Annotated in this window: 7 protein-coding genes; all 7 read left to right on the top strand. The window is 57.2% G+C overall.

All coding sequences use genetic code 11. The features are described 5' to 3' along the window. Positions 1-49: 49 nt before the first annotated feature. The 7 genes from ABDK11_RS10350 (at position 50) to ABDK11_RS10320 (ending at position 16690) form a co-directional block, all read left to right on the top strand. Complete coding sequence (locus tag ABDK11_RS10350; RefSeq protein ID WP_346836430.1) at positions 50-625, top strand: L,D-transpeptidase family protein; 576 nt, start codon at positions 50-52, stop codon at positions 623-625. A 172-nt stretch (positions 626-797) separates the two neighbouring features. Further along, positions 798-1277: a ribonuclease E activity regulator RraA gene (rraA, locus tag ABDK11_RS10345; RefSeq protein ID WP_346836429.1), complete on the top strand. Its 480-nt coding sequence runs from the start codon at positions 798-800 to the stop codon at positions 1275-1277. A gap of 166 nt (positions 1278-1443) precedes the next feature. Next, positions 1444-2286 (top strand): DMT family transporter, encoded by an 843-nt coding sequence (locus tag ABDK11_RS10340; RefSeq protein WP_346836428.1) that lies wholly within the window; start codon positions 1444-1446, stop codon positions 2284-2286. A gap of 85 nt (positions 2287-2371) precedes the next feature. Further along, positions 2372-4594, top strand: a complete 2223-nt coding sequence (locus ABDK11_RS10335; protein WP_346836427.1) for an acyl-CoA dehydrogenase — start codon at positions 2372-2374, stop codon at positions 4592-4594. Positions 4595-4633: 39 nt separating this feature from the next. Continuing rightward, a complete protein-coding gene (locus ABDK11_RS10330; RefSeq protein ID WP_346836426.1) occupies positions 4634-6847 on the top strand; it encodes an acetyl-CoA hydrolase/transferase C-terminal domain-containing protein in 2214 nt (737 codons plus the stop codon). A gap of 1544 nt (positions 6848-8391) precedes the next feature. Continuing rightward, positions 8392-16308 carry an RHS repeat-associated core domain-containing protein gene (locus tag ABDK11_RS10325; RefSeq protein ID WP_346836425.1) on the top strand — a complete coding sequence of 2639 codons (7917 nt, stop codon included), beginning with the start codon at positions 8392-8394 and terminating at the stop codon, positions 16306-16308. Continuing rightward, entirely contained in the window at positions 16283-16690 is a 408-nt protein-coding gene (locus ABDK11_RS10320; RefSeq protein ID WP_346836424.1) for a hypothetical protein, read from the top strand. The genes ABDK11_RS10325 and ABDK11_RS10320 overlap by 26 nt, the downstream gene beginning before the upstream one ends. Positions 16691-16720 lie beyond the last annotated feature (30 nt).

Below are 16720 nucleotides of genomic sequence, written 5' to 3'. Positions count from 1 at the left end.
ACAGTGCGCACGACCTCCGCATTTTCAGACCGAGAGAGTGAGGTGAACCATGCATAGAATCAGAGTCAGCTGGGATTTTCGACGGTATACCGGACTGCTTTTCTTCATCCTGCTGCTGTTGACCGCCAACAGCTGGGCAAATCCCGATCGCCGCGGTGTGAACTGGTTTGACGATTACGCCGCTGCTGCCGCATCCGGGCCGGCCTCCATTACCATCTCACTTTCCGAACAGCGCGCATACTTCTACAAAGGCGGCACACTGGTAGGTGTCTCCAGGGTTTCTTCCGGCAAGAGTGGCCACCGCACCAGTGCCGGCCATTTCCGCGTACTGGCGAAGCGGCCGAATCACCGCTCCACCATTTACGGTAGCTTCGTCGACCGGCGCACCGGCCGCGTAGTGAAGGCCAATGTCAATACACGACGCGATCGTCGCCCGCCGGGAACCTACTACCGCGGAGCGAAAATGAACTTCTATCTGCGCTTCAATGGCGGTATCGGTATGCACGCTTCCGGACATGTGCCGAGTTACCCGGCATCCCACGGTTGCGTGCGCATGCCGCCGCAAATGGCTCGCAAATTTTTCCATTACGCCCGTGTGGGCACACCGGTGCGAGTCCGTTACTGATTGAGAGCGCATCAATGCGTAGCAAAAGCCGGCGCGGGAGACTGCGCCGGTTTTTTGTGAGTGCCCAATATCCAGCAAATAGATATCCGCTATTGACCAAAGCTGCTGCGTTGCACTCGCTCGGCCGCTATTATCCGTGTCTTATCCTTCCGGCAGATCAATCGAGGCCACCATGACAATTTCCACTCCCGATCTCTGCGATGCCCACCCTGAATTGGTGCGCGTGGTGGAGCCGATGTTTATCAATTACGGCGGCCGCGAGCAGTTCGGCGGACCGATTGCGACGATCAAGTGTTTTGAGGACAACTCCCTGGTGCGCGAACTGGTGGCCGAAGAGGGCGGCGGCAGGGTGCTTGTCGTGGATGCTGGCGGCTCCATGCGTCGCGCCCATCTCGGTGATCAACTGGCAGAAAAGGCCTGCAATAATGGCTGGCAGGGAATACTTGTTTACGGCTGCATCCGCGATGTAGATGAGATTTCTGGTCTAGAGTTAGGGGTACAGGCTCTGGGATGCCACCCGATGAAAACCGAAAAGAAAGGTATTGGCGAGCGCGATCTCGCGGTGACTTTCGGCGGCGTCACCTTCAGGCCTGGAGAATTCCTGTACGCGGACAATAACGGCGTGATCGTTTCACCGCAGCCCCTGCTTTGATGCAGCCGGGCTGTCCGGATAGCGCCGAGCGCGACCAGTGTGCACATGGCGTACAGGGCAGTTACCCCCGGCTGGCCGTAGCTGGCAGAATTTCGATGCAATTATTGCAAAATAGCAATTGTGCTTCGTCGCCACAGCGGTCGCAGTGCAACCCGAGCCGTATACCTTGTCAGTACCGGAATCACTCATTTATGGGCTGGTCCTGCTGTCGGCGCTGGCCCACGCCGTCTGGAATGCCGTAGTCAAACACAGCGGCGAAAGTTTTCTGCAGCTGGCCATGATCCGCAGTGTTGGTCTGCTGTTTGGCGCATTGCTGGCCACCCAGACGCCCTTGCCCCGCGCCGGGGCCCTGGGCTACCTGATTGGCGGTGCGCTGTTCCAGTACCTGTACTTTTTCCTGCTCACGCACTCCTATCGCGTGCTCGACTACGGCACCGCTTACCCGGTCGCCCGCGGCGTGACGCCGATGCTGGTCGCCATCGCCGCACTGCTGTTTCTGGATGAATCGCTGCAGCCGCTGCAGTTGACCGGTGTGTTGCTGGTCACTTGCGGCATCTTTGCCCTGATCATGAAGGAGCTGCGGGTATCCGGCCCGGGAATTCTTTTGTCGGTGGGCACCGGTGTGGCGATCACTGGCTACACCACTCTCGGTGCGGCGGGGGTGCGGACGGTGGCGAATCCGCTCAGTTTTGTCGCCTGGCTGGAAATGCTGTCGGCTGGCGGAATACTGGTCTCGGTGCTGCTGACCCAGCCGCTGCGTGGCCTGTCATTTGCACGCGCGAATCTGCTGCGCGGATCCGCTGCCGGAATGTTGGCCAGCGGGGCCTTTGCTGTGGCACTCTGGGCGACGTCGGTGATGCCGGTAGCAGCGGTGGTGGCCACGCGCGAAACCAGTATCCTGTTTGCTTCTGTCATCTCCGTGTTGGCGCTGAACGAGCGCTTTTCGCCGCGCCGGTTGATTGCGGCGCTGATCATCTTCAGCGGCATCGGCGCACTGGCATTGGCTTGATTTTGTCGCCTATCATAGTGAGCTGAATGTCTTTACTGCGCGCGCTGATATTGCGCCGCAGCCCTCTGTCATCAGGAAGGTGAAAATGAGCGACCTGCGCAAGAGGTGGATCACCGCGCCGCTGCTGAAATTGATCAAAAAGATCCTGCCGCCGATTTCCGACACCGAACGGGAGGCGATGGAAGCGGGTGAGGTCTGGTGGGACGCCCAGTTACTGTCCGGCAAGCCGGACTGGGACCAGCTGCTGAGCATGGGCCCGCCAAAGCTGACAGAGGAAGAGCAGGCGTTTATCGACGGGCCGGTGGAAGAGCTGTGCCGCATGGTCGACGACTGGAAAATCAGCTACGAGGATCACGATATCCCCGAGGAGGTGTGGCAGTTTCTGAAACGGGAGCGCTTCTTCGGCATCATTATCCCGAAAAAATTCGGCGGTCTGGGTTTCTCGCCCAGCGCCCATGCGGAAATTGTCACCAAGGTTTCCACCCGCAGTACCAGCGTCGGCGTTACCGTGATGGTCCCCAACTCACTCGGCCCGGGCGAGCTGTTGATGGCACACGGCACCGACGAGCAGAAGGACTACTACCTGCCGCGCCTCGCCGACGGCCGCGAGATCCCCTGTTTCGGCCTCACCAGCCCCGAGGCCGGCTCCGACGCCGCCGCCATGGTCGATCGTGGCGTGGTCTGTTACGGCGAGTACAAGGGCGAGAAAACGCTGGGGATGCGCGTCAATTGGCACAAGCGCTATATCACGCTGGGCCCGGTGGCCACCATTCTCGGCCTCGCGTTCAAGCTCTATGACCCCGATCATCTGCTCGGCGAGGAGGAGTCGCTGGGCATTACCGTGGCCCTGATCCCCACCGATACCGACGGCGTCAGCATCGGGCAGCGCCACCTGCCGGCCATGCAGGCCTTCCAGAACGGGCCCAATTGGGGCAAGGATGTGTTCGTGCCGATGGAGTGGATTATCGGCGGGCAGGACAACGTCGGCCACGGCTGGCAGATGCTGATGAGCGCACTGGCCGCGGGCCGCGGTATCTCACTGCCGTCGCTGTCCACCGGCGGTGCCAAAATGGCCGCGCGCACCACCGGCGCCTATGCGCGCATCCGCGAGCAGTTCAGCATCCCGATTGGCAAATTCGAGGGCGTGCAACGGCGTCTGGCGGAGATTGCATCCATTGCTTACGTCCTCGACAGCGCCCACAAGGCCACCACCCGCGCGCTCGACGAAGGACTCAAGCCGGCGGTGGTCTCCGCCATCATGAAGGCGCACGCCACAACCGGCCTGCGCCAGGCGGTCAACGATGCCATGGATATCCACGCCGGCAAGGCGATTATGGACGGGCCGCTCAACTATATCGGCAATGTCTACCGCGCCGTGCCAGTGGCGATCACGGTAGAAGGTGCCAATATTCTCACCCGCAGCCTGATGATCTTCGGGCAGGGTGCAATCCGCTGTCACCCGTACCTGCTCGATGAGATGATGGCGGCGGAAAACCCGGATACCGAAGCCGGTGTCGACGCACTCGACAAGCTGCTGCCGAAACACCTGTGGTTTCAAATCAAGACACTGCTACGCGGCGTCTTCCACGGTTGGACCGGCGGACTCTTTGCCAGCAGTCCGCGCGGTGTTGGTGATGCGGCCAAGTACTATCGCCAGCTGAACCGCTACTCGGCGATTCTTACCCTGACCACCGAGATTTCGCTGATGTCGCTTGGCGGTGAACTCAAACGCAAGGAGCTTATTTCGTCGCGCCTCGGCGATGTGTTGAGCGAGCTCTATCTGTTGAGTTGCGCGCTCAAGCGCTACAAGGACGATGGCAGCCCGAAAGAAGACCGCCCGCTGCTGGAATTTTCCATGCGTGCGGGCCTGCACCGGATTGAAGTGAGCCTGCTGGAAGTGTTCCAGAATTTCCCGGTGCGCTTCCTCGGGCAGTTGATGCACTTTCTCACCATGCCCTGGGGCCACAGTGTCAATACGCCGTCAGACCGCAAGGCACAGGCCTGTGCGGAGCTGCTGCTGACGCCGTCGGAAACCCGCGACCGCCTCACCCGCGGGGTGTTCCTCGGCAATCCCGGCGACGGTGTCGACCTCATAGAGCAGGCCTTCAACAAGGTCTGTGCCACGGAAGAGGGCAGGGACAAAATGAAGAAAGGCGGCATCCGCACCTTCCACCGCAAGGATATCGATGCGGCGCTGGACCAAAAGCTGATCAGTGAAGAAGAGGCGACCCAGCTGCGCGAAGCGGCCGATGCCGTGGATATGGCGATTCAGGTGGATCACTTCGACGATCTGGGCAAATCTGCATAACCGCTGCCCCGGCGGGCAGCCGGCAGGGTGTACAGGGCGATGGCAACGTCTGAAAACACGGGCGACAAGCAACCGCAGCGCTTCGACAGTGCCGAGCGCTGCGTCGACGCAGTGCTGGAAGTACTGGGGAAACGCATTGTGCTCGGCCTGCCGCTCGGTATCGGCAAGGCCAATCACTTTGCCAACGCCCTCTATGCCCGCGCTGCCGCGGACCCCTCCATCAGCCTGACAATCTATACCGCACTGACCCTGGAGCGCCCGCTGGGGCACGGCGAGATAGAGCGCCGCTTTATCCAGCCCCTGCTGGACCGCGTCTACAACCACTACCAGGATCTCGGCTATACGCCCGCGCGGCGCAAGAATCGCCTGCCGCCGAATATCGAGGTGTGTGAATTTTTCCTGCAGCCGGGCAGCTTTCTCGGCAACCGCACGGTGCAGCAGGATTACGTCAGCGCCAATTACACCCATGTGGTGCGCGACCTGTTCGATCGCGGGGTCAACCTGGTCGCGCAGATGGTGTCGCCGGGCCCCCACGGGCAGTTCAGCATCAGCAGCAACACCGACCTGACTCTGCCGCTACTGCGCGAGGCGCGCGCCCGCGGGGACGACGCACTGCTGCTGTTGGGCGAGTGCAATCCGCAATTGCCTTTTCTCGGCAATGACGCCGTGCTCGATACCGCGGACTTCGATTTTCTGCTCGAGGGGGAGACCTTCGACGCACCGCTGTTCGCGGCGCCAGCGCCGGCGGTGGGTTTCACCGAGTACGCGCTGGCCGTGCATATCGCCAGCCTGGTGGCGGACGGCGGCACGCTGCAGGTGGGCATCGGCGCGCTGGGCGATGCCATCTGCCATATCCTGCGCCTGCGCCATACCGACAATGCCGCTTACCGGGAGCTGCTGCGCGACCTGACCTGCGACGACTCGCTGCAATTGCGCCAGTTGCTGCCGCCGATGCTCGACACCTTCCAGCATGGTCTCTACGGTGCCAGCGAAATGGTGCCGCCGGGATTCCTGCAACTGCGCCGCGCTGGCGTACTGAGACGCGAGGTTTACCCGGATGCAGCGCTGCAGCAACTGCTCGATAGCGACACCATTACCACCACCGTCAACGAAGACACCCTGCTGGCGCTGCGCGATTGTGGCCGTATCGGCTCGCCACTGACGCCGGCGGACACCGAATTTCTACAGCAACTGGGGATTGTCGACCCCAGTTACAGCTGGCGGGGGCACAAGCTGCTGAATCCCGAAGGGGAAGAGGAGGAGTGCGACCTGCACAGCGAGCACGGCCGTCGCCGCCTGCTCGGGCGCTGCCTGAACGGCAAGCTCAAAGGCGGCATCTGGCTGCACGGCGGCTTCTATCTGGGCCCGGAATCCATGTACGCGGAACTGAGGGAGTTGGCGGACGGGGAGCGTGCCGGTATCAACATGACCGCGATCGACTATATCAACGACGCCTGCGAAGACTTCCACCTGAAGGCGGCGCAGCGGCAAAAGGCGCGCTTTGTGAACTCGGCCATGATGGTCACCCTGACCGGCGCCGTGATTTCCGATGGGCTCGCCGACAATCAGGTGGTCAGCGGGGTAGGGGGCCAGTACAACTTCGTGGCGCAGGCGCACCAGCTCCCCGGTGCGCGCTCGATCATCGCACTGCCGAGTACCCGCCATCGCGATGGTGAAGTGAACAGCAATATCGTGTGGCAATACCCCCATTGCACCATACCCCGCCACCTGCGCGATATCGTGGTAACCGAGTACGGCGTTGCCGACCTGCGCGGAAAGTCCGATCGCGACGTCATTGCGGCGATGCTGTGCATCTGCGATTCCCGCTTCCAGGAAGAGCTGCTGGACACGGCCCGGCGCGCCGGCAAAATCGAGGATGACTACACCATTCCGCTGGAGTTTAGCGACAATACGCCCGAGCGCATCGCGGCCACCTTCGACGATCCACAGCGCCTGCAACGACTGCCGTACTACCCGCTGGGCACCGATTTTACCGATGAAGAAGCCCTGCTGGCAGTGGCGCTGCAGGAACTGAAGTGCCGCCGCAAACACCGGTGGGCACTGTTGCGCCTGATGCTCGCCGGGCGCCGCGTGTGGAAGTCCCGTAGCAGTGACAACCGCTGGATCCACGACTGCCTGGCGCGAATGGAGTTCGAGCGCACAGACTCCTTCGAACATCGCCTCGAGGCCTATGCGGTGGCCGGAGCACTGCTCAATTTCGTAGATTTCAGAAGGCCATTGATAGATGGTTGATCATTACTCACGCGACTTTCCTCTAAAAACCTATTTTCCTGCCTAAATCGCAATATTCACAATCTTTCAGTGTGATCAATTTAAAATGCCTGACCGTGTAATGGCGTGTAATTGATTTGCAGTGAAATTTTCCCTTATCTTCCAAAGCCTATAAAAATCATAATTTATCCTTTGGGGGATCAGATGAAACAAGCTTGGTCGGCTTTGACATTTCTGATGGCGGCGGCATTTTCACAAGTAATCTATGCGCTGCCCCCCGTAGGAGACCCTGTTCCTCCCAGCCCTGCCTCCAACGTGTCGGTTCCCTCTACAAGCACCAGTAAAACTGTCACCGTTACGTGGAGTTACACCGGGTTGGTTGATTTGACCACTTACACGGTCACCGGCCAATCTGTCAGTGGAACTTCCTGGTCTGCAACAAATTTCGAAAATGCACCAGATCTCAGTTCGACCTTCACGGTGTCCGGCAGTGGAGATTACAAATTTGGAGTGAAGGTTTGCGAGGGTGCCTGTAGTGACTACACCTATAGCAATACGATAAAAGTCCGTGTAAAGCCAAGCAGACCTGCGGCCCCGTCCTCTGGTGCTCACAGCACGAACGGCTCTATGACCATAACTTGGGCTAAGCCCGCAGGGGATGTTGCTTACTACGATGTTCAAAAGCGATTGGGTGGCGGATCATGGACCAATGTCGTAACTAATTACAGCGGCACAAGCAAGACCGTCTCCGGGCTGGGAGAGGGTAATTGGAAGTTCCGGGTCAGGGCGTGTAACGAGTACAGCTGGGCATGCAGCAGCTATTCGCCGGCCAGCGGGAACAATTATGTACGTTTCAAACCAGGGACTCCCAGTGCGCCCTCATCGGGTGTGAAGAGCACCAATGGCAGCGTGCCAGTGAGCTGGAGTAAACCTAGCGGGACAGTCACCTATTACAATTTGCAGAAGCAGTTAGGCAGTGGATCCTGGAGCAATGCGATTATGGGTACCAGTGCCACCAGTGGTACGCCTCCCACGCTTAGCGATGGTAACTGGTACTTCCGCGTGCGCGCCTGTAATGAATTCAGCTGGGCCTGTTCCAGCTCTTATTCAGTGGCCAGCGGCATTAATTATGTGCGACGTAAGCCAAGTCGGCCCGACGCGCCTTCCTCTGGTGCACATAGCACAAATGGCTCTATGACCATTACTTGGAGCAAGCCTGGGGGAACTCCTACTTATTACGACCTTAAAAAGCGGTTAGGGAGTGGATCATGGACCAGCGTCGTAAGCAATTACAGCGGCACGAGCAAGTCTGTTTCCGGCTTGGGTCAAGGTGATTGGACATACATCGTTAGGGCATGCAATGAATTTAGCTGGGCATGTGCAAGCTATTCTACTGCTAGCGGAATCAATTATGTGCGCTTCAGACAGGGACTCCAGATGCGCCATCCTCGGGTGTAAAGAGCACAAATGGCAGCGTGCCAGTGAGCTGGAGTAAACCTAGCGGGACAGTCACCTATTACGATTTGCAGAAGCAGTTAGGGAGTGGATCCTGGAGCAATGCGATTATGGGTACCAGTGCCACCAGTGGTACGCCTCCCACGCTTAGCGATGGTAACTGGTATTTCCGAGTGCGCGCCTGTAATGAATTCAGCTGGGCCTGTTCCAGCTCTTATTCGGCGGCCAGCGGCATTAATTATGTGCGGCGTAAACCGGGAACACCTGCGGCCCCCATTCCCGATGACCATAGCACCAACGGTAGTTTGGCTGTTTCCTGGAGTGAGCCGAGTGGTTCGGCCTCGTATTATGACCTCCGAAAAAGGCTAAATAGTGATAGCTGGACAAGTGCAATCAACGGGGCTACTGGTCTCACCACTACACTGGGAGGGCTGGGCGAAGGGGATTGGATCTTTAAAGTCCGGGGGTGCAATGAATTCAGTTGGGCCTGCTCGGCTTATTCATCTGTCAGCGCTATCGGCCATGTGCGCTTCAGACCTGGGATTCCCACTGCACCATCTTCAGGGGTAAAAAGCACCAATGGCGGCGTGCCAGTGAGCTGGAGTAAACCTAGCGGGACTGTCACTTATTACGATTTGCAGAAGCAGTTAGGTAGCGGATCCTGGAGCAATGCGATTACGGGCACCAGTGCCACTAGTGGTACACCTCCGACACTTAGCGATGGTAACTGGCATTTCCGCGTGCGCGCCTGTAATGAATTCAGCTGGGCCTGTTCCAGCTCTTATTCCGCGGCGAGCGGCATTAATTATGTGCGGCGTAAACCGGGAACACCTGCGGCCCCCATTTCCGATGACCATAGCACCAACGGTAGTTTGGCTGTGTCCTGGAGTGAGCCGAGTGGTTCGGCCTCGTATTATGACCTCCGAAAAAGGCTAAATAGTGATAGCTGGACAAGTGCAATCACCGGGGCTACTGGTCTCACCACTACACTGGGAGAGCTGGGCGAAGGGGATTGGATCTTTAAAGTCCGGGGGTGCAATGAATTCAGTTGGGCCTGCTCGGGTTATTCATCTGTCAGCGCTATCGGTCATGTGCGCTTCTTGCCACCTGCACCCGGTGCACCTGATGTTCCCGCGCAAACCGTGAATCAAAGTGCAACCATTGATTTCGGGTCTGCTGCAACCGATGGAGATTACTACAAATTACTTAGCCGCAAAGGTAGTAGTGGAAGTTTTACCGAACACGACCCAGGATCTAACCTTAGCACGGCAACCACAACGGCAAACGGATTGACCGATGGCTATTGGTATTTTCAGGTTTCACACTGTAACGATTTCGACTGGGCGTGCTCGACCAGCAGTGCGAGCAGTGCGATCAATGCCCGCCAGCTCCCACAAGCCGTTGCACTTTCAGTGCCAACCGAAAGCAAGCCCCGGAGCAGTTTCGATGCGAATTTTTCGGCTGGAAGTAGTGTAACCCAGTGGACTTTAAAGGAACGCCAGGCCGGAACCAGCAGTTGGAGCACTGTTTATCAGGGAACCGCTAACAGTGACAGCGTCATCAAGACTGCCCCCAATGAAAGCTGGGAATATCAGTTGACCGCTTGTAATACGTCGATTTCCTGTGCGGTTTCCAGCGTGGAATCCATTGATATTACTTCTCTGGCTATTGGCGACATCTCGAATGCTCCCCTGAATTCCATTGCTGTACCGGCAAATGACTCGACTGTGGGCCAGCTGAATCCACAGGTTAGTGTTAATGGTGGTAGCGTCAGCCTGTCGATGCCGATTGTGGTGCCGCCAGGTAGGGCTGGTGTGCAGCCCAATTTATCCATCAAGTACACCAGCAGTGCAGGTAATGGCTTGTTGGGACTCGGCGGCAATTTGTCCGCGGGTGGGGCCATTCGCCGGTGCGCAGATATTTATCAGTTGGATAATAGCTCCGGTAGCGTAACGGACGATGCGAATGACAAGCTCTGCCTGAATGGTGAGCGCCTGGTATTGTCAAGCAATGACAGTGTTTACGGAGATGGTGGTTCTACTTACTACCCAGAAACCAAGCCGCAACTAAAAGTCGTGCAATCGGGTGCCCTGGCCGGTGCTACTTTCACTGTGCAGCACAGCAATGGCACCGTTGATTATTACGGAGATACCAGCAATAGTCAGGTTGTGCGCAATGGTATCCGCGTTGCATGGAAATTACGCAAGTCCCAAGATTTTCAGGATAATAGCGTAATTTACACTTACACCGCTTTCGAAGGCGGATCTTATATCAGCGATATTTATTACACCGGCGATGGCGATACTCAGGGAAATCGCCGTGTCCACTTCACCTACGAATCTCGTAACGACATTCAAGTGAGTTACCGTAATGGTAGTAGAAGGCTGCTCGATCAACGATTGAGCCAGGTGCGCACCTATGCCAATAGCAAAAAAGTGCGAGACTACTTCATTGACTATTATTCGAATACGACATCATCAAAGATAAAATCTGTTACATTGTGTGGCTGGGACGATTCCGGTATCTATACCCAATGCTATTTGCCAACCAGCTTTGATTGGGATGACTGGCAGCCCGGATTTGCAGCCTCTCCGGTCCAGGTTGATTCACTGGGTAGTGACTATAGGAATTTTGGCGGTTCCATCAGCGCTTCCTATGATTATGATGGAGATGGCCAGAAAGATATAATTCTGGGTAAAGACGGCCTTCCTGGAAATATCATACTTTCCTCTACCGGCGGAGAAGTCGGTTTGCCTTATCAGACGGCAAGCATGCAACTGCCGGACGATCAATCTACAACCTTTAATAACAACGGTATTGATGTCGATGGGGATGGACGAGTCGATAATGTGTCATATCATCCGCAAGCGTACGGACATTGGAGTGGGAGCCAGTTTGTTACTGACAGCAATGGTGTTTCCTACCGATGTATAAACTCTCCGTGGAATACTTATCCCGTTAGCCCGCAGGGTGGAAACTTATATCGAGCATGCTCAAGTTACTCCATGGACTTTGATGGCGACGGCAGGCAGGATTTAGTCACCACCCATCAGGAGTCTGCTGGCGGCGTTTATCTGGACTTCTATCGTGCCAATGGTGACGGCACCTTCGCCATGGTGCATCGCAGTCAAGGATTGTCGATTGATAGCCCATTGACTGTTACGGACTATGATGGGGACGGAGACCCGGATCTGGTAGGTGTTAGCATTTACCCTGACGGCAGAAAGCAGATCCTGGCGCTAACAACTCAATGGAATGGCAGCAGCCTGTCCACGGAGGCCGTTATACCGAGCATAGAAGATATACCGCTAATTGATAACGACTACAGTCCGGTGTTCCTCGATGCCAACCAGGATGGCATGATCGACCTGCTGCTTTACAATCCTGGTGGCTGGGTTCTGCACATTAATACCGGCGGGAATTTTATAGAGGAGCAATATAGTACCGGATTCAGCGACTCTCTCTTCCAAGATGATTCCAGGTTTTCAAATCAGAGGTTTTTGCAGGGATATATTAGAACTCTGGACTATAACCGTGATGGTATTACGGATCTGCTGATACCGGATGTTACCCCCGCCTATGAAATGGCCGGTTGTACCGGTAGCTGCATTTCCTGGGACCAGCGACAGTCATTTGCAGATCGAATGGATCTTTATCACTGGAGTATCCGCCTCGGTTCTTACGATAGCTCCGGGAAAATTTCCTATGGTGCGGCGCAACAGCTTTCCGGCGTGTTGGCGCCACTGACAGACCTCAACCCGGCAGATTACAACGCTGATGGTTATCCGGACCTGGTAACGCGCTATGGCTCTAAAGATGTTGAGTCGGGTATGGGCTTTACCGTGCAAATGTCCGGCCCCTATGCGAGTCAGCCCGGCGTCTATGTGTATTACAACCAGAGTAGTGCAAGCGACCAAGTAAGCAGGGTCACCACAGGGCTTGGTGTTGAACATGAATTCGATTACGCCATGCTGCACAGTGATCCCAGCTTCTATTCCGTCACCAGCACCAGCCAGTCGTTCCCCAATATCAACGGCAGCACCCACAGCCACGCGGTCAAGGAGTACCGCACCAGCGACGGCTTGGGCGGCCTCAACAAGAGCACCTTCAGCTACAGGGATTCCCTGTTCAATTTGCAGGGGCGGGGCAACCAGGGGTTTGGTGAGATCACCGAAAGCAAATACGCATCGGACTCGGACACGGAGCCCTATGCGGAAGTGGTGACAACCTTTGCCCAGGACTTCCCGGAAACCGGTTCGGTACTGCATCAGGAAACCAGGGTGCGCAACAGCAGCGGAAATCTCGTCACCACCGCCGTGGTGGATAACCAGCTGACGGTGGTCACTGGCCAGCTGGCCGACACCAAATTTGTCTACGCCGATACCTCGACAACGACAAAGAAAGAGCTGGACGGCAGCGTGATCAGCACCCAGACCGTCACCCCGACCTACAACTACCTGGGCCTGCTCACCGGTAAAACCACAGTGGTCAGCGACAATAGCGGTGATGTGACCAAGACCACGACCAAGGACAACAACTTCACCCTGGACACCACCAGCTGGTGGTTCAAACTGAGCAGCAGCTCCGAGCACCACGTGATCAGCTATGCGGACTGGCGCCAATTCCCCGCGGATGGGCTGAAAGATGTCACTGTCACCAAGACTTACGAGTACACCGACAGCGGCACCCGCCAGCCGACCAAGGTGACCACCGCGAGCAACGACACTGCGCTGAACCTGGTCACCACCAATCGCTTCAACGGCCCGTTCAAACAGCTCGATCGGGTGACGCTCACCAGTAATGGCAGTGGTAACACCGCCATCGAGGGTAGCCGCTGGACCCAGATGGCCTATTCCACCGGCAGCGACAGCGGCTACTTTGTGGCCAAGACCTACAACAGCGCCTGGGGCACCGGGGTGGCCGCCAACGACGCGACCTATGACGCGCGCACCGGCCAGCCGCTGACGCAGAAAGATGCCAACGGCCACACCACCACCAACCAGTACGATCACTTCGGCCACCTGACCGAAACGGATGCCCCCGGTGTACCGGCGCAGCAACTATCGCGCCTGTGGTGCGACAGCGGCTGCCCGTCCGCCGCCACCAGCCGCCACGCGGTCTATTTCGAGATCGCGGCCCAGGCCGGCGCGCCCATGGTGCTGACCTACTACGACGCCCTGGGCCGGGAAGTCTACCGGGAAGCCGAGGGCACCGGCGGCACCATCGTGCAGTGGAAGAGCTACGACAAGCGCGGCCGCGTCACCCAGGAGGTCGACCCGCACTACAGCGGCGCCGCCGCCAGCAGTTACGGCACCGTCGACTACTCCCAGTTCGACGCCCTCAACCGCCCCGGCCACAAGTCCGTCAGCCGCCTGCCGATCAGCTACCAGGTGAACTACGACTACAGCGGCCTCAGCACCGATATCACCGTCACCCCGGACGGTCTAGGCCCGGTGCTGATGATGGCCAGCCGCAGCACCGTGCTCGGCCAGCCCCTGTATCACCGGGACGCCAAGGGCCAGTACACCCGCTTCCGCTACGACGCCCTCGGCAATGTCGCCATGATCCAGGACGTCGCCGGCAATGCCATCACCGCCAGCTACAACGGCCTCGGCCACAAGGTCGCCCTCAGCGACCCCAATATGGGCAACTGGCAGTTCGCCTACAACGCCCTCGGCGAACTGCGCTGGCAGCAGGACGCCAAGGGGCAGGTGACTACTTTCAACTACGACCCCCTCGGCCGCCTCACGGATAAATACCCCGGCAGCGACCCGGCGCAGCACTTCCAGTTCGACGCCAGTAGCTACGGCACCCTGGACCGCGAGTACACCGGCGTCTCCAGCAGTCCCGACTTCGAGCGGATTTACAGCTACGACAGCCTGCAGCGGGAGACCGCCCGCACCACCCAGATCGACGGCAACGTCTTCGTACAGAAGACCGCCTGGGACGGCAACTACGGCCGCGTCAAAGGCGTGCAGTACCCGGACGGCACCATCGTCGAAACCCGCTACGACGACACCGGCCGCATCGCCGAAGACTGGGACTTTGTCGCAGGTATCAAACTCAGAACCGTCGACAGCCGCAACGCCAGCGACAGCATTACCCAGCAGCACCTCGCCAGCGACCTGATGGTGGAAACCAGCCAGTACAGCGCCGCCGGCCTGCTCGAAGCGCGCTGCACCAGCGGTGTGGCCGGCAACTGCGACGTCTCCGACCTGGTCTACGACCAGTACGACAGCTACGGCAACCTCACCCACCGCCGCAACAATATCGCCAAGGTCGACGAGAGCTTCACCTACGACAACCTGCACCGCCTGACCCAGTCCAGCCGCAGCTGGGACACCCATATCCCAGGCACGCTGCACGCCACCGTCGACTACGGCTACGACGCCGCCGGCAACCTGCTGTACAAGACCGACTTCTCCGCCGACAGCCCCAACGCCTACCAGTACGGGGACAGCAGCAGAAGCACCGACAACGCCGGCCCCAACGCCGTCACCCAGGTCACGCTGGAAGACCAGAGCACCCGCAGCTACCACTACGACCTGAACGGCAATCTCACCGCCGATGGACTCAGAACCATCAGCTACGGCGTCAACAACAAACCCGGCACTATCAGCCACAGCAACGGCAACAGTGCCGCCTTCTACTACGGCCCCGACGACAGCCGCTACAAACAGGTCGCCACCGACGGCAGCGCCACCACCACGCGTTACTACCTGGGTGCCTACGAATACGAGAAGACCCAGGACGGTGCCAACCTCACCGTCACCGAGCGCACCACGGTGGCCGACTTTGCCCAGTACCGCACCGAGACGCTGAATGGCTCCGTACAGTCCAGCGAGTGGCAGTTCCTGCACAAGGACCGCCTCGGTTCCATCGAGAGCGTCAGCAATATCGCCGGCACGGTGAAGGAGCGCCGGGGCTTCGACCCGTTCGGCAAGGCGCGGGATCTGAATGAGGACGACAGCAACGGCGGATTGCTAAACCGCACCACCACCAAACGGGGCTTTACCAACCACGAGCACCTGGATGGGGTGGAGCTGATCCATATGAACGGTAGGGCCTATGACTATAACCTCGGTAGGTTCCTGTCCGTAGATTCGTTTATCTCGATGCCCGCCAACTCTCAGGCATATAATCCGTACAGCTATGTGATGAATAACCCGCTGCGGTATGTTGATCCAACTGGTTATGTAGCACAATTGCCGGGAACCAGTGAAACAGTGACCGACGAAGCGGCGCAGCAAACGCAACAGGCAATAGATACTTGTAACTCCAGTCGATGTGGAGGCGTGAAGGTAACGCTTTCAGATGGGACTACGGTGATCTATCTAAAGGGTAATGGCAATGGAGGCGGTAAAGTTGGCGATACTGCTTTAATTTCGCTAGGGGACAGCAGCCATTCGCTAAGTAAGCCTAAGGCTGATTCCTCTGGTCAAAACTCCAGCTTTAGCTCCGTTACTCCTGCTAAGCCAGCGTCGGCTCCGGATAAGGTTGACCTGTCATCTTTAGACTCTGAATTCAAAGGCTTGTGGGGGAAGAGTTTTCCAAACGGAAAAAGCCAAGAACATGGTGGTACGGTCATAAAAGGAAGAAACGGTAAGTTGTATTTGATTAATAAAGGGGGAGGAGAGTCCGGGACCTTTTCCCCGGATTTGTCCGTGCCATCACCTAACTTCATAGTTGTTGGGGTTTTTCATACGCATCCATATGATAGTAGTGAGGGAGGGTATACTGGGGTTTCTCTGAGTGGCGGTGATTCCGCTTATCTAATTAACAACGGCTTAAAAATAATTATTGCCCAGAGCGGCAGTAGGCAATTTATGTTTATGCGAACAATGAAAACCCCAGAGAAAATCAATTATCGGGAAGCCGACGATAGTCAGAATAATCGAATTTCCCAGCTTGTTCGAAGTGGTATGGGTTTTGGTTTGGCTAGCCGGAAGGCGGCATTGGAAACCGCAAGGAAGTATAATTTGACATATTATGAGGGTGAAGATGGGCTTTTTAAAAAAGTTGAATAGTGTTGTTTTTTATGTTTTCTGTGGAGCGATTGGACTTTCTTCTTGCGCCAATGCTGACGCATCAAGACCCAGCCAAGGAGGTGAGGTGAGGGAGTGTTCTGGAGATGTCGAGATTTATAACAAGGCTAGTGATCAGCTTTCCGAGGCTGATAAGGCAATCATCGAAAAGAGATACTCCGATGCTAATAAATTATTGAATGAAGGGCTCGAAGCAATAGGGAATAGGTATTTTCAGGATGACATTGTCGATGATACAGGGATGAAGCTGACGCTAGCAGATCTTGAAGAAGAGGGGGGTAAGGCATCGGTGGCTGCGGGGATTAGGCGGGGTGTGCTTAGCACGCGCTTGGAGATTTTTAAAAAAATGTTGAATTGCGACTAGTTGTTGCGTGCCTCGGTGGCGTATCGATAG

This window comes from Microbulbifer sp. SAOS-129_SWC (assembly GCF_039696035.1).
Classification (GTDB): Bacteria; Pseudomonadota; Gammaproteobacteria; order Pseudomonadales; family Cellvibrionaceae; genus Microbulbifer.
This window is presented reverse-complemented; position numbering and strand designations above follow the sequence as displayed.